The 21,384-nt window shown below is 60.2% G+C and carries 23 protein-coding genes and 1 riboswitch; of the genes, 12 read left to right on the top strand and 11 right to left on the bottom strand.

What is annotated here, in order from left to right; translation table 11 throughout:
* Positions 1–20: 20 nt before the first annotated feature.
* Positions 21–1,058, bottom strand: a complete 1,038-nt coding sequence (mgrA, locus tag IF204_RS15730) for an L-glyceraldehyde 3-phosphate reductase (RefSeq protein ID WP_194097978.1) — start codon at positions 1,056–1,058, stop codon at positions 21–23.
* A 51-nt stretch (positions 1,059–1,109) separates the two neighbouring features.
* Positions 1,110–2,234 (bottom strand): AI-2E family transporter, encoded by a 1,125-nt coding sequence (locus IF204_RS15735; protein ID WP_194097979.1) that lies wholly within the window; start codon positions 2,232–2,234, stop codon positions 1,110–1,112.
* 116 nt (positions 2,235–2,350) lie between these two features.
* Between IF204_RS15735 and ettA the strand changes: the two genes are divergently transcribed.
* Together ettA and IF204_RS15745 are read left to right on the top strand one after the other, a co-directional pair.
* Complete coding sequence (ettA, locus tag IF204_RS15740) at positions 2,351–4,006, top strand: energy-dependent translational throttle protein EttA (protein ID WP_194097980.1); 1,656 nt, start codon at positions 2,351–2,353, stop codon at positions 4,004–4,006.
* 227 nt (positions 4,007–4,233) lie between these two features.
* Positions 4,234–4,440, top strand: a complete 207-nt coding sequence (locus IF204_RS15745; RefSeq protein WP_194097981.1) for a hypothetical protein — start codon at positions 4,234–4,236, stop codon at positions 4,438–4,440.
* 22 nt (positions 4,441–4,462) lie between these two features.
* On the opposite strand, the gene IF204_RS15750 is transcribed toward IF204_RS15745, so the two are convergent.
* From IF204_RS15750 to fabA, 8 genes are all read right to left on the bottom strand, one after another.
* Positions 4,463–5,794, bottom strand: coding sequence for a class-II fumarase/aspartase family protein (locus tag IF204_RS15750; protein ID WP_194097982.1), 1,332 nt, complete (start codon positions 5,792–5,794; stop codon positions 4,463–4,465).
* Between the two features lie 60 nt (positions 5,795–5,854).
* Positions 5,855–6,655: a 3-oxoadipate enol-lactonase gene (gene pcaD / locus IF204_RS15755; protein WP_194097983.1), complete on the bottom strand. Its 801-nt coding sequence runs from the start codon at positions 6,653–6,655 to the stop codon at positions 5,855–5,857.
* 99 nt (positions 6,656–6,754) lie between these two features.
* Complete coding sequence (locus IF204_RS15760) at positions 6,755–7,444, bottom strand: haloacid dehalogenase type II (protein ID WP_194097984.1); 690 nt, start codon at positions 7,442–7,444, stop codon at positions 6,755–6,757.
* A gap of 86 nt (positions 7,445–7,530) precedes the next feature.
* On the bottom strand, positions 7,531–8,307 hold the full coding sequence (locus tag IF204_RS15765) for a hypothetical protein (protein WP_194097985.1): 777 nt from the start codon (positions 8,305–8,307) through the stop codon (positions 7,531–7,533).
* A gap of 4 nt (positions 8,308–8,311) precedes the next feature.
* Positions 8,312–9,097 carry an enoyl-ACP reductase FabI gene (locus tag IF204_RS15770; protein WP_194097986.1) on the bottom strand — a complete coding sequence of 262 codons (786 nt, stop codon included), beginning with the start codon at positions 9,095–9,097 and terminating at the stop codon, positions 8,312–8,314.
* 34 nt (positions 9,098–9,131) lie between these two features.
* On the bottom strand, positions 9,132–9,581 hold the full coding sequence (locus tag IF204_RS15775; protein WP_194097987.1) for a MarR family winged helix-turn-helix transcriptional regulator: 450 nt from the start codon (positions 9,579–9,581) through the stop codon (positions 9,132–9,134).
* Positions 9,582–9,746: 165 nt separating this feature from the next.
* Positions 9,747–10,976 (bottom strand): beta-ketoacyl-ACP synthase I, encoded by a 1,230-nt coding sequence (gene fabB / locus IF204_RS15780; protein ID WP_194097988.1) that lies wholly within the window; start codon positions 10,974–10,976, stop codon positions 9,747–9,749.
* Between the two features lie 36 nt (positions 10,977–11,012).
* The gene (gene fabA / locus IF204_RS15785; protein WP_194097989.1) at positions 11,013–11,522 is read right to left on the bottom strand and encodes a bifunctional 3-hydroxydecanoyl-ACP dehydratase/trans-2-decenoyl-ACP isomerase; all 510 of its coding nucleotides are present in this window, start codon (positions 11,520–11,522) and stop codon (positions 11,013–11,015) included.
* Between the two features lie 168 nt (positions 11,523–11,690).
* On the opposite strand from fabA, the gene irrA reads away from it, so the two are divergent.
* Positions 11,691–12,107: an iron response transcriptional regulator IrrA gene (gene irrA / locus IF204_RS15790; RefSeq protein WP_194097990.1), complete on the top strand. Its 417-nt coding sequence runs from the start codon at positions 11,691–11,693 to the stop codon at positions 12,105–12,107.
* A 13-nt stretch (positions 12,108–12,120) separates the two neighbouring features.
* On the opposite strand, the gene IF204_RS15795 is transcribed toward irrA, so the two are convergent.
* Positions 12,121–12,990, bottom strand: a complete 870-nt coding sequence (locus tag IF204_RS15795) for a glycosyltransferase family 2 protein (RefSeq protein WP_194097991.1) — start codon at positions 12,988–12,990, stop codon at positions 12,121–12,123.
* Positions 12,991–13,103: 113 nt separating this feature from the next.
* Between IF204_RS15795 and miaB the strand changes: the two genes are divergently transcribed.
* From miaB to queF, 9 genes are all read left to right on the top strand, one after another.
* The gene (gene miaB, locus IF204_RS15800; protein ID WP_194097992.1) at positions 13,104–14,411 is read left to right on the top strand and encodes a tRNA (N6-isopentenyl adenosine(37)-C2)-methylthiotransferase MiaB; all 1,308 of its coding nucleotides are present in this window, start codon (positions 13,104–13,106) and stop codon (positions 14,409–14,411) included.
* Between the two features lie 194 nt (positions 14,412–14,605).
* Positions 14,606–15,190, top strand: coding sequence for an OmpA family protein (locus IF204_RS15805; RefSeq protein WP_407658935.1), 585 nt, complete (start codon positions 14,606–14,608; stop codon positions 15,188–15,190).
* A gap of 12 nt (positions 15,191–15,202) precedes the next feature.
* Positions 15,203–15,520: a hypothetical protein gene (locus IF204_RS15810; RefSeq protein WP_167637185.1), complete on the top strand. Its 318-nt coding sequence runs from the start codon at positions 15,203–15,205 to the stop codon at positions 15,518–15,520.
* A 147-nt stretch (positions 15,521–15,667) separates the two neighbouring features.
* A complete protein-coding gene (locus tag IF204_RS15815; RefSeq protein ID WP_167637187.1) occupies positions 15,668–16,666 on the top strand; it encodes a PhoH family protein in 999 nt (332 codons plus the stop codon).
* 61 nt (positions 16,667–16,727) lie between these two features.
* Positions 16,728–17,225 carry an rRNA maturation RNase YbeY gene (ybeY, locus tag IF204_RS15820; RefSeq protein ID WP_194097993.1) on the top strand — a complete coding sequence of 166 codons (498 nt, stop codon included), beginning with the start codon at positions 16,728–16,730 and terminating at the stop codon, positions 17,223–17,225.
* Between the two features lie 44 nt (positions 17,226–17,269).
* Positions 17,270–18,154 (top strand): transporter associated domain-containing protein, encoded by an 885-nt coding sequence (locus IF204_RS15825; protein ID WP_194097994.1) that lies wholly within the window; start codon positions 17,270–17,272, stop codon positions 18,152–18,154.
* A gap of 18 nt (positions 18,155–18,172) precedes the next feature.
* A complete protein-coding gene (gene lnt / locus IF204_RS15830) occupies positions 18,173–19,609 on the top strand; it encodes an apolipoprotein N-acyltransferase (protein ID WP_194097995.1) in 1,437 nt (478 codons plus the stop codon).
* A 30-nt stretch (positions 19,610–19,639) separates the two neighbouring features.
* Positions 19,640–19,689: riboswitch (SAM-SAH riboswitch) on the top strand.
* Positions 19,690–19,693: 4 nt separating this feature from the next.
* The gene (metK, locus tag IF204_RS15835; protein WP_194097996.1) at positions 19,694–20,875 is read left to right on the top strand and encodes a methionine adenosyltransferase; all 1,182 of its coding nucleotides are present in this window, start codon (positions 19,694–19,696) and stop codon (positions 20,873–20,875) included.
* Positions 20,875–21,339 (top strand): preQ(1) synthase, encoded by a 465-nt coding sequence (gene queF, locus IF204_RS15840; protein ID WP_167637206.1) that lies wholly within the window; start codon positions 20,875–20,877, stop codon positions 21,337–21,339. The genes metK and queF overlap by 1 nt, the downstream gene beginning before the upstream one ends.
* Positions 21,340–21,384 lie beyond the last annotated feature (45 nt).

Here is a 21,384-nt window from a genome sequence, read left to right on the forward strand (position 1 = left end):
CCCCGCTGTCCGTCAGGACATCAATCCTCAAGTTCGGCCGACTTGGCCCAGAGGTTGATCTTCTCTTCGTCGGCGTATTCGTCGATCTGGGCGAGTTCCTCTGCAGTGAACTCCAGATTTCCGATCGCGCCGCAGCAGTCGGTGACCTGCTCGGGGCGGGATGCACCAATGAGGGCGGTGGTAATGCCGCCTTCGCGCAGTACCCACGCAATCGCCATCTGGGCCAGAGTCTGGCCGCGCTTTGCCGCGATGTCGTTCAGCGCGCGGATGTTCTCGATCGCTTGGTCCGACAGCATGTTCGGGTCGAGCGATTTGTCCTGCGCCGCGCGGCTGTCCTTGGGAATTCCGCCGAGGTACTTCTTGGTCAGCATCCCCTGCGCGAGCGGCGTGAAGGCAATCGAGCCGACGCCGAGTTCTTTCAGCGTGTCCTTCAGCCCGTCAGTTTCCACCCAGCGGTTCAGCATGTTGTAGCTGGGCTGGTGGATGAGGCAGGGCGTGCCAAGGTCCTTGAGGATCGCGACCGCTTCGCGGGTACGTTCCGAATTATAGGACGAGATACCGGCGTAGAGCGCGCGGCCGGAACGCACGATGTAATCGAGCGCCATCATCGTCTCTTCGAGCGGTGTGTCGGGATCGAAGCGGTGCGAATAGAAGATGTCGACGTAATCGAGACCCATGCGCTTGAGCGACTGGTCGCAGGACGACACGAGGTACTTGCGGCTGCCCCACTCTCCGTAGGGGCCATCCCACATGTGGTAGCCCGCTTTGGACGAGATGATCAGCTCGTCGCGGTAGCCTGCGAAGTCATTGGCAAGAATATCGCCGAACGCTTCTTCGGCACTGCCCGGAGGCGGGCCATAGTTGTTCGCGAGGTCGAAGTGCGTGATGCCGTTGTCGAATGCGGTCTGGCAAATCGCGCGCTTGGTCTGGTGCGGTGTGTCGTGGCCAAAGTTGTGCCACAGGCCGATGGACACGGCGGGCAGCTTCACGCCCGAGTTGCCACAGCGGCGGTAGACCATCTTTTCATAGCGGTCTTCGGCGGGTGTATATTTCGTCATCTGGAATCCTCCCCGTGGCCACTAAAACGATTTAGGCCACTTCAGGCAAGACTACCCATCTCGGCTGGCAAGAAAACGGCCGAAATTGTGCCACTCCTCTATATTTGCGCACAGAACACGCACAACAACCAGGAATGGAACGGCAAGGAACGCGCCCGCAAAGCCCCAGAGCCAGATCCAGAACATCACCATGAGGAATACGGCGATGGTGTTCAGCTCCAACCGCTTGCCGACAAACAGCGGCGTGACGAAGTTAGCCTCGATGGCGTTGAGAACGAAGTAGGCGAAAGGCGGCAGGAACGCTTCGCCGACGGTTTCAAAAGACACGAGCGCGACCATGCCTACGCCGATCATGCCCATGATTGGGCCCACGAATGGCAGGTAGTTCAGGAGCGCCGCAGCAACGCCCCAGACTGCAGGCATCGGCAGGCCGAGATACCAGCAGGCCACGCCTACGAAGAAACCGAGCAGCATGTTGATGAGGGTGATGGAGGCAAGGTAGCGCGAAATCTGATGCTCTACATCCCGCGCCACAGCCAGCGCGCGGCGCTTGTCCGAGAAACGGGGCATCACTTCGACGATTCGCCTTTGAACAAGGTCGTCGGAGGCGAGGATGAACAGGGCCAGCAGCATTGCGCCGCCAAAGGTGGAGACAATCGTCACCATCTGGTTCGTGACCATCGCCAGAATGTCGATGCGTTCATCGGCAACAGGCGCAGGCTCGTCAGATGCGCCGTCACCAGAGGCCATGTCCGCAATGTTTTCGCCCATCTCGCGGACTTCGGCGATCTTCTCGATGATTTCCCGCCCTTTGATCTTCACGTCCAATGCTATCTGCGGCGCATTGGCGAGGAGGTCGGTCACGGGCTGCCTCAACGCAAGAGCGCCCGCCACCGTCAGTGAGGTCACCACGAACACGATCAGCATCGCGGCGATGGGAGCGGAAAAGCCGAGCCGCTTCATGCCGCGTACCAGCGGGCTAAGAAGCAGCGCGATCAGAATGCCCAGCATGACAGGCAGAATAATGCCCCGCGCAAAGTAGGCGGTCGTCAGCAAGACGATGATGGTGAGTCCGAAAAGGAGGCGGCGAATGGAGCCCAGATAGAAAATCGCGGTTTCGAATTCGTCTTCTTGTCGTTCGTTCATCGCGATCCCAAGGGCAAGCACACTACCCATCGGCAACGCGCGTCCTGCGGCACATGTTCCGTCCCTTGAAAAATAAGGCTGGCCGGACGGATTGCCCCTTTTGGGCGGCATCGCTATTTAGGGGCCAAGCAATCAAAGGATCAGCAATGGCCAATTATCAGTTCGTCTATTTCATGGACGGCGTGTCAAAGACCTATCCTGGTGGGAAGAAAGTCTTTGAGAACATCCGTCTGAACTTCCTTCCGGGCGTGAAGATCGGTGTCGTCGGTGTTAACGGCGCCGGTAAATCGTCGCTGCTCAAGATCATGGCCGGCATGGACAAGGACTTCCAAGGTGAAGCCTGGGCCGCCGAAGGCGCGCGCGTCGGCTATCTCCCGCAGGAGCCGCAGCTCGACGAAGGTCTGACCGTCCGCGAAAACGTCATGCTCGGCGTGGCCGAGAAGAAGGGCAAGCTGGATCGTTACAACGAACTGGCGATGAACTACTCGGACGAAACCGCAGACGAGATGGCTTCGCTTCAGGACGAGATCGACAGCCAGAACCTGTGGGACCTCGACAGCCAGGTCGACGTCGCGATGGAAGCCCTGCGCTGTCCGCCGGATGATGCCAACGTCTCCAGCCTTTCGGGTGGTGAACGTCGCCGCGTAGCCCTGTGTAAGCTGCTTCTCGAAGCGCCCGACATGCTGCTGCTCGACGAACCGACCAACCACCTCGACGCTGAAACCATCGCGTGGCTCCAGCAGCACCTGATCGACTACAAGGGCACGATCCTCTGCGTTACACACGACCGTTACTTCCTTGACGACATCACCGGCTGGATCCTCGAACTCGACCGCGGTCAGGGCATCCCCTACGAAGGTAACTACTCCAGCTGGCTTGAGCAAAAAGCCAAGCGTCTGGCGCAGGAAGCCCGCGAGGACAAGTCCAAGCAAAAGACCCTCGAGCGCGAACTTGAGTGGATGCGTCAGGGCACCAAAGCCCGTCAGGCTAAGCAGAAGGCGCGTATCAACGCCTATAACGAACTGGCTGAAACGTCCGAACGCGAAAAGATCACCCGCGCCCAGATCGTCATTCCGAACGGTCCGCGTCTGGGTGGCAAGGTCATCGAGGTCAACGGCCTGAAGAAGGCTATGGGCGACAAGCTCCTGATCGAAGACCTGTCGTTCGACTTGCCGCCGGGCGGTATCGTCGGCGTCATCGGTCCGAACGGCGCCGGTAAATCGACCCTGTTCAAGATGCTCACCGGTCAGGAAACGCCGGACGAGGGCACCGTGTCTTATGGTGACACCGTAGAGCTGTCGTATGTCGACCAGTCGCGCGATGACCTGAACGCCAACGACACCGTTTGGGAAGCCATCTCGGGCGGCGCCGAACTTATTCAGCTTGGCGATGCCGAAGTGAACAGCCGCGCATACTGCTCGTCGTTCAACTTCAAAGGCGGCGACCAGCAGAAGAAAGTCGGCCTGCTTTCGGGTGGTGAACGTAACCGCGTCCACATGGCCAAGCTGCTCAAGTCGGGCGGTAACGTGCTGCTCCTCGACGAACCGACCAACGACCTCGACGTTGAAACCCTCCGTGCTCTCGAAGACGCGCTGACCGAATTCGCCGGTTGCGCTGTCGTCATCTCGCACGACCGTTTCTTCCTCGACCGTATCTGCACGCACATCCTTGCCTTCGAAGGCGACGCGCATGTGGAGTGGTTCCAAGGCAACTTCGAAGATTACGAAGAAGACAAGAAACGCCGCCTCGGTCCGGATGCACTGGAGCCGAAGCGACTCAAGCACAAGAAATTCACCCGCTGATTCAATCAGATACGGTGAACGGAAACCGCGTCCCATCGGGGCGCGGTTTTGCGTTCAGGGGAATCGCGTCGTCCGCAAGTTCACAAAAGTTGAAAAAATCGGGCAAATCGGCGGAACTTTTCCGGCCGTAGGCGAGTTTCCACTCATTAATATGCAAACTGTTTGATTAATGTCACGTCCATGTGGCTAACTCCGTCCCAACAAGAACAAGACTTGGGATGGAATAAATGGGACTCTGCTTCATGGTAAGCGCCGCTGTACTCGTCGGTGCACTTAGCCTGAACATGGTTGGCCTGGTTGGCCTCTGGGGCGTTATCGGCCTCTTCATGGTCACGACCCTGATCACTGCAACGATGTCGGTCCTCCGCAGCTTCCGCGAAGAAGGCGAAGTGATCCGCATCACTGCGCAGCCGGCAATCCGCCGCTCTTTCTGATTTTACAGATTTCCGAAGGCGCTCAGACGAGCGCCTTGGCCCGTGCAGCAAACGCGCGGGCATCTTGGGGCGCGAGGCCCAGCTGACTTGACGGTGCAAAGATCGCATCGGCGTTCAGGTCCGTCCACTCGGCCTTGGCCAACTCTTTCAGCGTCCCTTCGCCAGCGATCACTCGCTTGCACATGTCCTTGACCGCTGCCTGTGCGTCGGGGCGGGGCATCGATTTTGCCAGTTCGAACGAAAGCGCCTCGGCATAGATCAGGCCGCTGCCATCGTCGATATTCCCCACCATCGAATCCACGTCGGGCTTCATGCCCTCCGCCAGATCGCCGCCGATCTGCAGCGCGCGGCCGGTCGCGAGGCAAAGCTGCGGCAGCGTCATCCATTCCGCAATCCACGCAGCACCATCGCGCTGTTGGCGATGCACCGGCGCGTACTGCAGCGTGGCGTTCAGGCCGACCGCGACCCGCGCAAGGGCGGACAGCACAGACGGCATCACGGGGTTCTGTTTCTGCGGCATGGTGGAGGAGCCACCGGCGGCGGGCAGGCGCACCTCTCCGATGCCGCTCTGTGTCATCAGGGTCAGATCATCGCCCATTTTGGCCAGTTGCGTGATGACCTGTGTCATCCACGCAGCCATTGCGGCGATGCCATTGCGCTCCGCGTGCCAGCTATGTTCGGGATCGGTGAGGCCGAGGCCCTTGGCCAGTTCAGCGCGAACCTCCGCACCTTTGTCGCCCATCGCCGAAAGCGTACCCGCAGCGCCCGACAGGCTGACCCGCAGCACTTGAGCGCGGATCGTTGGCAGTTGCTCCAGCAGGTCAGCGAGCGGGTTGCCCCAGCTTGCCGCCATCGCGCCGAACGTAGTCGGCGTGGCGACCTGACCATAGGTGCGACCAGCCATCGGGGTGTCAGCATGTTCGTCGGCCAATGCCGCGAGGCCGCGCACAACCCGCTTCAGGCGCGTTTCGGTCAGCGCCAGCATCTGGCGCAGGCGCAGTGCCAGTCCGGTGTCCATGATGTCCTGCGAGGTCGCGCCAAAGTGGACGTACTGCGCGTATTCGGGCGCTTGCATCAGCGTACGGAACGACGACACCAGCGCAGGCACGACAACTGCGTTTTTCCCCGTCTCTGGCGATAGGCCCGCAGGGTCGATCTGAAGCTCGAGCGAGGCGCGGTGGATCGCTTTCGCCGCGATCTCTGGGATCACGCCAACGGTGCCTTGCGCTTTGGCCAGCGCGCCTTCGACGATCATCATCGCGCGAACCTCGGCGCTATCGGTGAAAAGCGCACCGAATTCGCGGTCGAGGATCAGGTCACGGTAGATCGTGCTGTCGAAAAGCGTAGCGGCCATGGGTCAGCTCCGGTGTCTGGTTTGCGCCTTACTAACGGCGGGACGCGGGTGGGGCCAGCCTCAGATGTGGCCGGTGTCTTTGATGAACTGGTTCAGCAGATCCGCGTATTCTTGCGGCTTCTCTACGTTGGGCAGGTGGCCGGTTTTGCGGATGATGTGAAAAGTGGAGCCGGGGATCAGCTCGACCGTTTCGCGCACCAGATCGGGCGGGGTCGAGCCGTCTTCAGAGCCCACGATACCCATCGTCGGCAAGCGCAGACCGCTGGTTGGCGTGTAGAAATCGGTGCCCGAGATCGCGGCGCAGCAGCCAGTATAGCCTTCGACCGGCGTCGCGCAGAGCAGATCGCGCCACTTCTTAACTGCGGGCGAGTTGGCAAATTCCTTCGCGAACCAGCGCTCCATGACGCCATCGGCAATCGCTTCGAGGCCCTTGGTGCGGACCGCGTTGATGCGTTCGTCCCAGAGTTTCTGGATGCCGATCTTGGCGGCGGTGTTCGACAAAACCAGCGTGCGGATGATGTCGAGCCGTTTGACCGCAAGGCCCTGCGCGATCATGCCGCCGATCGACAGGCCGACGAACATCGCGTCACGGACATTCAGGTGATCGCAAACCGCCTCGGCATCCTTCACCAGCGCACCCATCGCGTAGGGCGCATCAGGGCAGGAGGATTTGCCGTGGCCGCGTTTGTCCATGCGTACGATGCGCAGACCTTCGGGCAGGAGCGGCAGCAGGTCGTCCCACAGGCTCATATCCGTGCCGAGCGAGTTGGCGAACACAATCGTCGGAGCGCTGTCGTCCAGTACGCCATCTTCGCGGGCGTAAAGGGTCACATCATCGCATTGGATATAATGTTCGCGCATCGGTCGTCCTCGCCATTTGTCTGGTGGCCGAGGATTAGACTTTGGCCCGCAGGATGCAAGCGGGCCAAAGGTGAATTTCGCGGTGGAAAAGTTGAATTCTCAGACGAGGTCGAGAACGGCGCGCAGGTCGGGGGCGATCTGCTGCGGCTGTGCGTAAAGACGGTCGACCGGCTCGTTCTGGCGGTTCACCCAAAGCGTCTGGTAGCCGAAGTTCGACGCACCTGCGGCGTCCCAGCCGTTCGACGACACGAACAGAACTTCGTTCCGCTCGCAGATGAAACGGCTCTCGACCATCTCGTAAACGAGGTCATGCGGTTTGAAGACCTTCACGGTTTCGACCGACATCACCGCATCAAGCAGATGACCGACGCCAGCGCGTTTCACTGCGCCGTTCAGCATCTCGGGCGTGCCGTTCGACAGGATACCTGTCTGGACGCCGCGCTCTTTGAGGTAAGTGAGAACCTCGACCACCTCGGGGTAGGGCGACAGTTCCCAGTACAGGTTCAGCAGACGCTCGCGCAGCCGCGGATCATCCAGCTTGGCCGCTTCGAGCGCCCAGTCGAGCGCGTCTTTGGTCAGTTGCCAGAAGTCTTCGTGTTTGCGGGCAACGGCGCGCAGCCAGCTGTATTGGAGTTGCTTGAAGCGCCAATCGGCAGCGAGTTGCGGCCAAATTTCTGCGAGTGCCTCGTTCCCCGGTTCGGCAGCGGCTTCGCGAGCGGCGGCGCTGACATCGAAAAGGGTGCCATAGGCATCGAAAATGCAAGTATTGATCAAACGGATTCCTCCCATCCTGCCGTGCAGGATGCACGTTAAGGGCCGCTGTTACAATTGAGCGAAACGCAAGGCAGCCATGCAAGATATGGAAGGTGTGACCTTTAAAGTGGCCGGATCATCGCCATCAACAACGGAGAGCCGAGCACGCCCAAAACTCCGATCGTAGCAAGATAACATACAAACATCAGCCAGCCTGCGGGCTTGGTCAGGCGGGTGGGATCGGGCGGCATTGATGGGCCGTAGACCGCAGTTTTCACGCCATAAAGCGCCAGAAAACCAAGGCCGAGCGATTTCAGCCCGATCGCGCCGACCATCACGATCGCCGAGGCGAAGCCGGTCAGGAACAAGCCCATGATGGGCCAAACGGCTTCCGACGCGGTGTTGAGGATTACGTCGCCGCCCAGCTTGTCGAAGGGCAGGAGCCGCAGCAGCCCGTACATTGGGGCGATGATGCTGAGGAGGGCGAGGAAGTTCGCGAGGTGGATGCTATAAGGCGTGACCCACATCGACAGGAGGCTGGCAGATACCGAGCCGAGGATGAGGAAGAACGGACCGATGAGCAGGGCGTATGCGGTGTGGGCGCGGACTTCTCGGCCGGTGACCGCGGGCGGCTCGCCAAAGACGGGGATCACTCTGAATTCCGCGTTTTGCCCCATCGCGCGGCGGGCCGTCACGGTGCCTAGTTCGTAAAGGTAGAAGCAGAACACCAGCGGCCCCGCGACCAGCGCGCCGAAGATGTAGATCAGCACGGCGAAGCCCAGAACGCCCGTTGCTAAGTAGCGAGGGGCCGGAAACTGCGGTTGCAGTCCGGCCCATCCGCCCTTTGTCGCCCACCAGAGCGCGGCGGCGAGAGCTATCGCAAACGCCGTCAGCAGCATCCGGTCAGAGGTGGTCTTGCTGCGGCATACCCAGCACGTGGAAGCCGCCGTCGACGTGGATGATCTCGCCCGAAGTGAAGGCGCCAGCGTCCGAAGCGAGGTAAACGGCAGTGCCGCCGACAGCTTCGAGCGTCGCGTTGGAGCGCAGCGGGGCGTTCTCTTCGGTGTGACGGTAGGTCTTGCGCGCACCGCCGATGGCCGCACCGGCAAGAGTCTTCATCGGGCCAGGGGAGATCGCGTTCACGCGGATACCTTGAGGGCCGAGGTCGTTCGCCAGATAGCGGACAGAGCTTTCCAGCGCGGCCTTCGCAACGCCCATCACGTTGTAATTCGGGGTCACGCGGTTGGATCCGCCGTAAGTCAGCGTAATCAGCGAGCCGCCGTTCGGCATCAGTTCGGACGCGCGCTTGGCCACGTCGATGAACGAATAGCAGCTGATCCCCAGCGAGTGGCCGAAGTTGGCGCGGGTGGTGTTGATGAAACGGCCCGTCAGTTCATTCTTGTCCGAGTAGGCGATGGCGTGGACGACGAAGTCGAGCGAGCCCCACTTGTCCTTCACGGTGTTAAAGGCGAGGTCCATGCTCTCGTCATTGGTGACGTCGACGTCGATCAGCGTGTCAGAGCCGACCGAAGCGGCGAGCGGTTCGACGCGCTTGCCGAAGGCGTCGCCCTGATAGGTGAAAGCCAGTTCCGCGCCTGCGTCTGCCAGCGCTTTCGCGATGCCCCAAGCGATGGAGCGTTCGTTCGCGACGCCCATAATCAAGCCGCGCTTGCCTGTCATTGATTGCATGGTGTTCCCTCGTTTCTTCCGGATGTTCGCGCAGTCAGATGTTGGTCTGCGGTCTATCATCCATAAGTTGTATTACCTTTTTAAGGTACTCGCTAAAATTGGCCAAGTCCTCGGATTTCCATTCGGAAAAAAAGCCGCCTAGCGTCGGAAAAATACTCTGCTGGACTTCCGCGAGGAGCTTGCGCCCGTTGTCTGTTGCCACGACTGCTTTGCTCCGGCGGTCTTCGGCGCTGGTGATGAAACCAACCCATCCGGCGTTTTCGAATTTCGTCAGCATCTTGGTTACGGCGGGCTGGCCAACCTCGACCGCGCGGGCGATTTCGGTCACGCGCAGCGGTTTGGCCAATGCCACAAGATGCGAAAGGACGGACATTTGCGGAATGGTCAGCCCGTAAGGTGCGAGGCCTGCTTCGAGCCTTGTTTGAAAAAGCTGCGCAGCCATCCCGAAGCGGGTCATCAGTTCGCCTACGCTGGGGGAGGCCATTTTCAACGTCCTAACGTCAATTCCGTGGGGTGTGTGTACCATTCCACGGAATGTTAATGAAGTAGGTTAATGTGAGGTTAATGCCTCTCGAAAAAGGTAAATGACCGAGGGCGAAACGAAAACGGGCGCCGCAATGGGCGCCCGCTTCGTTAGATGTCGTTCGGATCAGTCGCGGTACTTCGACAGGATCATCGAGCCGTTGGTGCCGCCGAAGCCGAAGCTGTTGGTCATGACAGAGTCGAGGCCCGCGTTTTCGACCAGTGAGGTCGCGATCTCTTCGGGCTTGAGTGCCGGATCGAGGTTTTCGACGTTGATCGACGGCGCGATAAAGTCGCCCTGAAGCATCAGCAGACAGTAGATGGCTTCCGACGCGCCTGTTGCGCCCTGGCTGTGACCGGTCATCGACTTGGTCGAGGAAACAGGCGGGGTGCTGCCTTCGCCAAAGACGCGGCGGACGGCTTCGATCTCGCCCACGTCGCCGACCGGCGTCGAGGTGCCGTGCGCGTTGATATAGCTGACCTTGCGGCCTTCCGGCAGGGATTGCAGCGCAAGGCGCATCGCGCGCTCGCCGCCTTCACCCGACGGGGCAACCATGTCGTGACCGTCCGAGGTCGCGGCAAAGCCGGTGACTTCGGCGTAGATCTTCGCGCCGCGCGCTTTGGCGTGCTCAAGGTCTTCGAGAACGACGATACCGCCGCCACCCGCGATGACGAAGCCGTCGCGGTCCTTGTCGAACGCCCGCGAGGCTTTTTCGGGGGTGTCGTTGAACTTGGACGACATCGCGCCCATTGCGTCGAACAAGCAGGACAGGGTCCAGTCGAGCTCTTCGCCGCCGCCAGCGAACATCACGTCCTGCTTGCCCATCATGATCTGCTCTGCGGCGTTGCCGATGCAGTGGAGCGAGGTCGAGCAAGCCGAGGTGATCGAGTAGTTAATGCCCTTGATCTTGAACTGGGTCGACAGGTTTGCCGAGATGGTCGAGGACATGCACTTGGGCACAGCGAACGGCCCGATCCGCTTGGGTGAGCCGTTTTTGTCGACGATCTGGTGAGCGGCATACATGGCGCTTGTCGACGGACCGCCCGAACCGGCAACGAGGCCGGTGCGCACGTTCGACACCTGATCTTCGGTCAGACCGGAGTCCTCGATCGCCTGCTTCATGGAGATGTAGGCATAGGCCGCACCAGGCCCCATGAAGCGCAGCGCGCGCTTGTCCACGTGTTCGGTGACATCGATTTTGACGGTGCCCGCAATCTGGCTGCGGAACCCGCGTTCTGCCATTTCAGGGCTGGCTTCGATACCCGACTTGCCTGCACGGAGCGAGGCTTCGACTTCGGCAGCGTTGTTGCCGATAGGCGATACAATTCCGAGACCAGTGACGACGACGCGGCGCATGGTGGGCCTCCCTTAAATCTGTTGGAACTGTCGCTCTCAGGATTCCGAGAGAGCGACTTTCATGTCTTTGACCTGATAGATAACCTCACCGTCGGCCTCTACAATACCATCGGCAACGCCCATGGTCAGGCGGCGGGTCTGTACGGCTTTGGTGAAGTCGATTTTGTAGGTGAGCATTTTGCGGTCCGGACGGACCATGCCGGTCAGTTTGACCTCACCAACGCCGAGCGCGTAGCCACGACCCAGCCAGCCGCGCCAGCCGAGGTTGAAGCCGGTCAGCTGCCACAGACCATCGAGGCCAAGGCAGCCGGGCATGATCGGGTTGCCGGGGAAGTGGCAGTCGAAGAACCACAGGTCGGGCGTGATATCGAACTCGGCCAGAACGTGACCTTTGCCGTGCGCGCCGCCGTCATCCGAGATATCGGTGATGCGGTCCATCATCAGCATCGGCGGAGCCGGAAGCTGGGCATTGCCCGGACCGAAGAGTTCGCCACGGGCGCATTTCAGAAGATCTTCTTTGTCGAAGCTGTTCGGATATTGGCCCATCGGGTCTCTTTCTCTCCAGTTGGCTCACAATTAATTCGGGGTCGTCTAACACTCCGACCTTTGCAAGAGCAAGTGCGGCGGGGCTTCGGACAACAGCACGTTATCAGATTGTCATTGAAAAAACCTTAGTTGCCACGATATTCTTCCCAGAATCCAAAGGACGGTAGAATGCTCGACGACCTGACAAATCGCGGAACTGACTGGCTCGCCTCGGCGGGACTGCGCCCGACACGTCAGAGAGTCGCCCTGGCGGCCCTGCTGGTTGGCGACGGTTGCGACCGTCATGTCACTGCAGAATGGCTGTACGAAGCCGCTTCGGAAGCAGGCGCGGGCGTGTCGCTCGCCACTGTCTACAATACGCTCAAAGCATTCTGCGACGCCGGTCTGCTGCGTGAGATTACTGTGGACGGATCGCGCAGCTACTTCGACACCAACATGACCGACCACCCTCACTTCTATTGGGAAGATGACGGTACTTTGACGGATGCTCCGGCAGAGCAGCTTCGCATCGAAGGACTGCCCGCTGCACCGAACGGTGCGCGTGTGGCATCGGTCGATGTGGTGATCCGCCTCCGCCGCGACTAATCCGCGAATCGGATCAGAACCACTGGCCGGGTTCCATCAGGCCGAAATCGAGCAATTGCTGAGAGTGCCACGTAAACGGGGTCGAGTTGTACCACGTGAACGTGTTGATCTTGGACGCAGAGCCCGGATTGCGGCAGAGCGCCTTTGCCGTGCGGAACGAACAGATCGCCGCGGTCAGATTGTGGTGCCACGGGCAGGCGTAGGTGTTGTATTCGTCGATGTTGAACGTGTGATCAGGACGCAGGCGCAGACCCTTTGCCGCGCGGAAGATCGCGATACGGTCGATGCGGCGGCGTTCCTGCGGGATGTATTCCTCGTAGCGCCAGCGCAGACCGCCGAAGAAATCGAGCTGCCGTTCGAACGGGTGATTGTGGTTCGCCGCATCAAGGCGGGCGAGTGCGTAGTAGCCCGACTTGTCCAGACAGGCGTCCTCGATCGACACGGCATTCCGCGCCTTCTTGAGGTCGCTGGCATAGAGGTCGACCACATAGGTCAGCATGGAGTCGCGGCGTTCCTCGGTATGGAAGGCCAGCATCTCTCCGACAGTGCGGTTTTCGCAGAACGGATAGAAAAGGAATTCGGCGTTGTAACAGTAGTAGAGCCACTGGCCCGCCGCCACCTCGATTGTGCCGTTGACCGCGTCGGTCAGCGCATTGTCGCGGAACATGTCGTGGTCGACGCGGATGATCTTGGCCTCGACCGCCTCGGGCAGGGCGATGTCGGTCGCGCCGAACATCACGAGGTGTTTGAATCCTAGATCGAGGTGGTGCCGGATGGTGGCCACGACTTCGGTTTCGTCCTCTGCCAGCATGAGGCAGATCGGACCCTTGGCCAGAATTTCCGGCGCTTTTTGAAGGTATTGGTCGAGGCTGGCAAATCGCATCGGGCGTCCCTTGTTCCGCCGGTAAAGTCGGTCAATTTGCCTACCATTGCAAGACGAGCGGCAAAACGGTAGTTAGCGCCATTCCAGAAACTGCTGCATACCGGAAACGCGCCATGTCAGAGCCGAAGAAACTGTTTATCAAAACATACGGCTGCCAGATGAACGTCTACGACTCCGAACGGATGGTCGAGGCGCTGGGCGGAAACGGTTACGTCGAAGTGGACACGCCCGAAAAGGCCGACATGGTGCTGCTGAACACCTGCCACATCCGCGAAAAAGCAGCAGAGAAAGTCTATTCCGAACTTGGCCGCCTGAAGCTGATTAAAGACGAGCGCCCCGACCTGAAAATCGGCGTTGCGGGCTGCGTGGCGCAGGCCGAAGGGCAGGAAATCATGGCGCGTGCGCCTGTTGTCGACCTCGTTGTCGGTCCGCAGAGCTACCACCGTCTGCCCGAGATGGAGAAGGCGATCCAGCAGGGCAAGAAGCCCGTGGACACCGACTTCCCCGAAGAGGACAAGTTCGAGCATCTGAACAAGCGCGCCCGTACGCTGCGCGGCCCGACCGCCTTCCTCACGGTGCAGGAAGGCTGCGATAAGTTCTGTGCGTTCTGTGTGGTGCCCTATACCCGCGGTGCAGAGGTCAGCCGTCCCAAGGATCGCATCGTCCGCGAGGCGCAGGAACTGGTGGACGCAGGTGTCCGCGAGATCACGCTGCTCGGCCAGAACGTCAACGCCTACCACGGCCACGACAAGGGCCTCGCCGGTCTGATCTGGGAACTGGCAGAGATCGACGGCCTCGACCGTATCCGCTTCACCACTTCGCACCCGAACGACATGGACGACGCGCTTGTGGACGCCTTTGGTACCTGTGACAAGCTGATGCCGTATCTGCACCTTCCCGTGCAGTCGGGCAGCGACAAGATACTCAAGGCGATGAACCGCAAGCACACCCGCGATGAGTACTTCCGTCTGATCGACCGCATCCGTGCGGGGCGTCCGGACATTCTGCTGACCAGCGACTTCATCGTCGGCTTCCCCGGCGAGACCGATCAGGACTTCGAGGACACGATGGACCTCGTCCGCCGAGTCGAGTTCGGCGCGTCCTTCACGTTCAAATATTCGACCCGTCCCGGTACGCCCGCCGCTGAAAAGCCGCAGCTGCCCGACGACGTGGCGAACGAGCGCCTCTACGCGCTCCAGGCCCTCATTACCAAGCAGCAGCGCGCCGCGCAGGACAGCATGGTTGGCCGCGAGGTCGAGGTGCTGTTCGAGAAGAAAGGCCGCCTTCCGGGTCAGATCGTGGGCAAGTCCAGTTACCTGCACGCTGTCCACGCGGTCGGCCCTGAGTCTGATATCGGTCAGATCCGCCGCGTGAAGATCGTTGAAAGCGGTCCGAATTCGCTGGCTGGCGTGCTGGTCTGAAGTCCAATTAATTCGCAGATCGGAACCAATCCCCTGACCTTGGGGGATTGTGTTTATTTTGCTGATAATTGGTGCCACATTTCTGCCTTAAAGCAGCTTCCCTTGTTGACAACTCGCCCTAACATCACAAGAGCTTAATTATATTGTGGGGGTTAACTGCCTAACCCCTGCCCAGGATGAAGGGCTTATTTGTGATGACTAAATGGGGATCGCTGGTTGCTAAAGCGTTTGGGGGCGTTGGTGCAGCCATCTTGATTATCTCGACGGCAATGGGCGGCGCGGCGATGGCGCAGGGCATCGGTGCAGTCGATTCCGAACGATATATTCCGACCATCTGGATCGACCCCGATGGTTGCGAGCACTGGGTCATGGACGACGGTGCCGAAGGTTACATGGACGCCAACCGTCGCCGCGACGGCTCGGCTGTCTGCCACCGCAGCGAAATCTGCGGCGTTGTGCCGACCGACCAGTACTTCGACACCGACAAATACTCGATCAACGCGCAAGGCCGTCAGCGCCTTGAAGGCTTCTTCGCCGACAGCATGGCGAACGGTGTCTTCGGCTTCCTGATCTACGGTCACACCGATAGCCGCGCTTCGGACGAATACAACATGACGCTTTCGCAGAACCGTGCGACCGCTGTTGCGAACATCGGCGGCACCGTCGGTGCCCGCGTCGTTGACGTACGCGGCTTTGGCGAGCGTAACCCGAAAGCATCGAACGCGACCGCTGCCGGCATGGCAGAGAACCGCCGCGTCGACATTTACTGCCTGCGCTAAGGAGAGATGGATATGAACATCGTTAAAGTCGCCGTCCTCCTCGCTGGTGCTGCTACTGTTTCGGCATGTACCGAGGGCCTCGAAATGGGCTCCTACGGTCCCGACAAGAGCATTGACCGCGGCATCAACTCCCACCACCTGTCGACCCTCGTCGCGGGTGTCTGGATCGATCCGAACGGCTGCGACCACTGGATCATCGACGACGGTGTCGAAGGTTACCTGTCGCCGCGTCTGACGCCGGATGGACTTCCCGTATGTTCGGGCGTGGGCGCGCCGGAGCAGGCCGTTGGTCCGTTCAAGGCTGGCACGCCGATCCCCGACACTCTCTGAGTTCAAAGAACGTCTAAATTTGCAGCAGGCCGCGGAACTTTCCGCGGCCTGTTACGTTGCGCATATAGGGTGATGTTACGAAGCGCTTGCCAGATGGCCCGCAACTTGCCACCATCCAGTTATACCACCTCTAGTTAGGAGACGTGCTTGCCAGTCGACATCTTGACCCCGCCCTCTGAGCTGGTGATCGAATTCCCGGATAACTTCCTGCTAATCGATCTCTGCGGTGAATATGATCGCAACCTTGCGAAAATCGAGGAAATCCTGGGTATACAGATTGCGCGACGAGGGAACCACTTGATCCTGATCGGCGAGGAAGGCTCCCGCGAAAAAGCAGCAGAGGTGCTCAACGCTCTCTACGCCCGTCTCGAATCGGGCCGTCAGGTCGAACCGGCGGACGTTGATCGCGAGCTCCGCATGGGGCACTCCGAAAAGGAAACCGGCACACAAGCTGGCGACCAGATGGAGATGTTCAAAGGCGGCGCGGTCGAAATCAAGACCCGCAAGAAAATGGTCGAGCCGCGCACCGACGCGCAGAAGGAATACGTCAAGAACCTGTTCAAGAACGAACTGGCCTTCGGTATCGGCCCAGCCGGTACAGGTAAGACGTACCTCGCGGTCGCTGTTGGTGTGTCGATGTTCATCACTGGTCAGGTCGACAAGATCATCCTGTCGCGCCCCGCTGTCGAAGCGGGCGAAAAGCTCGGCTTCCTGCCGGGTGACATGAAGGACAAGGTCGATCCGTACATGCAGCCGCTATACGACGCGCTGAACGATTTCCTTCCCAGCAAGCAAGTGCAGAAGCTGATGGAAGAAAAGAAGATCGAGATCGCTCCGCTCGCCTTCATGCGTGGCCGTACGCTGTCCCGCGCGTTCATCGTGCTCGATGAGGCGCAGAACGCCACGTCCATGCAGATGAAGATGTTCCTGACCCGTCTGGGTGAAGGCTCTCGCATGGTCATCACCGGCGACCGCAGCCAGATCGACCTTCCGCGCGGCATGGACTCCGGTCTTGTCGATGCGGAGCGTCTGCTCAAGGGCATCAAGAAGATCAGCTTCAACTACTTCACGTCCAAGGACGTGGTGCGTCACCCGCTCGTCGCCGCGATTATCGAGGCATACGACGCCGACGACGTGAAAAGGTAATTCGCTGGTAGCCTGTCACGCGGCCTGTTAAGGGCCGCGCGACAATATCAGGACGGTTCCCGTGCAAATCGACATTGAAATCACCGACGATCGTTGGGTGGACCTCGGGCTTGAGGACATCACCGAAACGGCTGCTCACGCTGTTCTCGAACGGCTGGGTATCGATGCCGAGGAATGCGAGCTGTCGGTGCTGGGTTGCGATGATGCGCGCATCCGCGAACTGAACGCCGATTTCCGCGAGAAAGACAAAGCGACGAACGTCCTCTCTTGGCCCGCAGACGAGCGCGGCGCAGAAGACGACGGCGACATGCCCGAAGCGCCCGAAGCGGATGTCTTCGGCACCATCGAGCTGGGCGATATCGCGATTTCCTATGAGACATGCGAGCGCGAAGCCACCGAGGCCGGCAAACCGCTGCGCGATCACGCCATGCATCTGATGATCCACGGCATCCTTCATTTGTTGGGTTTTGATCACATCAGGGACGGCGATGCTGCGCTGATGGAAGGAATCGAGACCGAAATACTTGGCAAAATGGGTATGGCTGACCCATATTCGTAGTTGGAAAGTCCGGCAACGCTGCCTGGGCTATAGGTTTGGAGACAATGGGCGACACCAACGAGGGTCCTTCTATCGCAGCGCAGAGCGCGCAAGCGGACACCATAGACGGCAACAAGAGCGGTTTTCTCAGCCGCATATTCGACGCTTTTAACCCGTCCGAAGAGGATGAGGAAACGCATCACAACGGGAACGTCGTTCCCATGCAGCCGGTGTTGGGACTATCCAACCTGCGCAGGATGCGTGTCGAAGACGTCTCAATCCCCAAAACGGATATCGTGGCGGTTCCGATCACCAGCACCAAAGAGGAGCTGGTCCAGACGTTCCGCGATAGCGGGCTGACCCGTATCCCTGTCTACGACAATACGCTCGACAGCCCTATGGGGCTGGTGAACCTCAAGGACTTTGCCTTGAAGTTCGGTTTCGACTGCGACGAAGACACCTATGACCTCAACCAGATGCTGCGCCCGCTGATCTACGTGCCGCCGTCCATGCCGCTGCATGTGCTGCTGCAAAAGATGCAGGCAGAGCGGACCCACATGGCGCTGGTGATCGACGAATACGGCGGGACCGATGGTCTCGTGACGATCGAAGACCTCATCGAACAGGTCGTGGGCGAGATCGAGGACGAGCACGACGAAGAAGAGGCCGCATCCTTCGTGAGCGAAGGGCCGGGTGTCTACCTCGTCTATGCGAAGACCGATCTGGATGACTTCGAGCAGGAGATCGGTCTCGATCTCGGTGCACACGAAGAAATCGATGACGAGGAAATCGATACGCTCGGTGGCCTTGTGTTCATGCTGGCGGGCCACGTTCCTGCGCGCGGCGAGGTGATCAAACACCCCGACGGGCCGGAGTTCGAGGTGATCGAGGCCGATCCGCGCCGGATCAAGCGTCTGCGCGTGCGCGTCAACAAACCTGCCGAGGCCTAAGACTTCATGAGGCACCTGATGACTTTCGGAGCGCCGGTCCTCGCCGGCCTCCTGATGATGCTCGGTCAGGAGCCTCTGAACTTTGCCTATCTCATCGTGCCTGCACTGGTGCTTTGGGCGATCACGTCGTCCAGCGCGCCAAAGGTCGCCGCGTTTCAGGCGTGGCTGGCGGGCGTTGCCTATTTCGGCCCAATGCTCCGCTGGATCGAATACCCTTTCCGCGTGGAGGCCGACATCTACGGCTGGATGGCGCCCTTCGCGGCGGCTCTGCTACCTATGGGCCTTGCGCTGTTCTGGGCGGTCAGCATGTGGATCGCGGTCAGGCTCGGACGGGGCAGGGCGGCTTGGGCGCTGGGCCTGATCCTTGGTGAAATAGGGCGGGCGTATCTCTTCACGGGTTTCCCGTGGGGGCAGTTCGCGCAGTCCTACCTCGACACCTTTGCCATCCACGCGGTGCCGTTCGTTGGTGCCTACGGGCTGACGGTCCTCATCATCATGCTCACCGCTGCGCTGGCGTCGCTGATTATCCGCCACCGTTTTTCGGCGCTGCTCGCCGTATTCATCGGCGGCGCCATAGCGCTGCCTTACAGCCCCGAGCCAACCATCAGCGACGGCCCTATGGTGCGCCTCGTCCAGCCGAACGCGCGACAAGAGGACAAGTGGGATCCCGACAAGATGCAGGTGTTCTACCGCCGCTTGATCCAATCGACGATGGCGGGGGAGACGCCCGATCTGGTCGTATGGCCTGAAACCTCCGTCCCCTATCTGCTGAACTACGCTGGTGACGTGATCGAACAGGTGTCCGATGTTGCGCGCGGTGCGCCCGTGGTGGTCGGCATCAACCGCGAAGAGGACATGCTTTACTACAACAGCATGGTCGTCGTGGGGCGGGGCGGCGAGTTGCTCGACACCTACGACAAACGCCACCTCGTACCGTTCGGCGAGTATGTCCCTTTCGGCAATCTGCTGGCAGAGTTCGGCATCCACGGACTCGCCGCGAACGAAGGGTCGGGCTTCAGCGAAGGGACGGGTTCGCACCTCATTGAGTTCGCAAATATCGGCAAGGTGCGTCCGCTGATCTGTTACGAAGGCATTTTCCCGTCGCTCTCGCATTCTGACGAACGCCCCCGCGCGCTCATGCTGATTACCAACGACGGATGGTTCGGCCCTGATGCGGGTCCGATGCAGCATCTGGCGCAGGCGAGGCTCAGGGCGATCGAACAAGGTCTGCCCCTGATCCGCGTCGCGAATACAGGTGTCACGGCCATGATCGACTCGCGCGGGGTGATCACAGCGTCGATGGGCATGGGCGAAGAGGGCTATATTGACGCACCCCTGCCAGTGGCCTCCGCGCCCACTGTTTACAGCAAATTAACCAATATTCCTTTAGTTATCCTGATTGTTCTGACTGCGGGTATCGCCATTCTCGCAAGGCGAAAAACGGCGTTGACCTAACACGCCAGTAGGTTTAGCCGTTCCTCATTCGTGCCCCCACAACGGCTTCCTGGCGTGGTTGGGCCAAATCTAATGGAGCACTTCATGTCACGACTGGACTACATCTTTACTTCGGAGTCTGTTTCCGAAGGGCACCCCGATAAGGTCTGCGACCGTATCTCGGATACTATTCTAGACGCATTTCTGGCCGAAGAGCCCGAAGCCCGCGTTGCTTGCGAAACTTTCGCCACCACGAACCGTGTGGTCATCGGCGGCGAGGTTGGCCTATCGGATCAGTCCAAGCTGACCGAATATATGAACAGCGTTCCGGACCTCGTTCGCGGCGCTATCAAGGACATCGGCTACGAGCAGGACAAGTTCCACTGGGAGACGGTTGAGATCACCAACCTCCTGCACGAACAGTCCGCGCACATCGCCCAGGGCGTCGATGCGTCCGACGACAAGGACGAAGGCGCTGGCGATCAGGGCATCATGTTCGGTCACGCGACCCGCGAAACCGATGCGCTTATGCCCGCGCCGATCCATTACAGCCACGCGATCCTGCGTCGTCTGGCCGAAGTGCGTAAAAACGGTACCGAGCCCGCGCTTGGCCCCGACGCGAAATCGCAGCTTTCGATCCAGTACCGTGACGGCAAGCCGGTGGGCGTGTCTTCGCTGGTTCTGTCGACGCAGCACCTTGATGAATCGCTGACCTCGGAAGATGTCCGCGCCATCGTCGAACCCTACATCCGCGAAGTTCTGCCGGAAGGCTGGCTGTCGGACGCGACCGAATGGTGGATCAACCCCACCGGCAAGTTCGTCATCGGCGGCCCTGACGGCGACGCTGGCCTGACCGGCCGCAAGATCATCGTCGACACCTATGGCGGCGCGGCCCCTCACGGCGGCGGTGCGTTCTCGGGCAAAGATCCGACCAAGGTGGACCGCTCGGCGGCCTATGCCTCGCGCTATCTGGCCAAGAACGTCGTTGCTGCGGGTCTTGCGGACAAGTGCACGATCCAGCTGTCCTACGCCATCGGCGTGGCCAAGCCCCTGTCGATCTACGCCAACACTTACGGCACCAACACCGTAGACGAGGCCGCTATCGAACGTGCTGTTTCGCAGGCGATGGACTTGACGCCGCGGGGTATCCGTACCCATCTGGGCCTCAATAAGCCGATCTACGCTCGCACTGCCGCTTACGGTCACTTCGGTCGCGCACCGGAAGCCGACGGTGGTTTCTCGTGGGAGCGCACCGATCTGGCAGAGGCACTCAAAGGAGCCGTCTGATGGCAAATACCGATGTTTCCGGACTGACCCAGCTTGGATCGCACGTCGATCTGCCCACCTCGCCCGAGGAGGCAAAACTCGAACGTGTGCCCCATACGCACGAAGGCGAACGTTATGTGGTGCGGTTTACCTCGCCCGAGTTCACCTCGCTGTGCCCGCTGACGGGGCAGCCCGATTTTGCTCACCTTATGATCGACTATGTGCCGCGCAAGTGGCTGGTCGAGAGCAAGTCGCTCAAGCTGTTCCTCGGTTCGTTCCGTAACCACGGTGCTTTCCACGAAGACTGTTCGGTCATGATCGGCAAGCGCATTGCCGATCTGCTCGATCCCGAATGGCTGCGCATCGGTGCCTACTGGTACCCGCGCGGCGGTATCCCGATCGACGTGTTCTGGGCCACGGGTCCGGAGCCCGAGGGCATCTGGATCCCCGAACAGGGCGTTCCGCCGTATCGCGGACGCGGTTAAGATTAAGCGGTAGGTCTCGACCTGCCGCTTTTTTCTTTGTAAGGG

This window comes from Marivivens aquimaris (assembly GCF_015220045.1).
GTDB lineage: Bacteria > Pseudomonadota > Alphaproteobacteria > Rhodobacterales > Rhodobacteraceae > Marivivens > Marivivens aquimaris.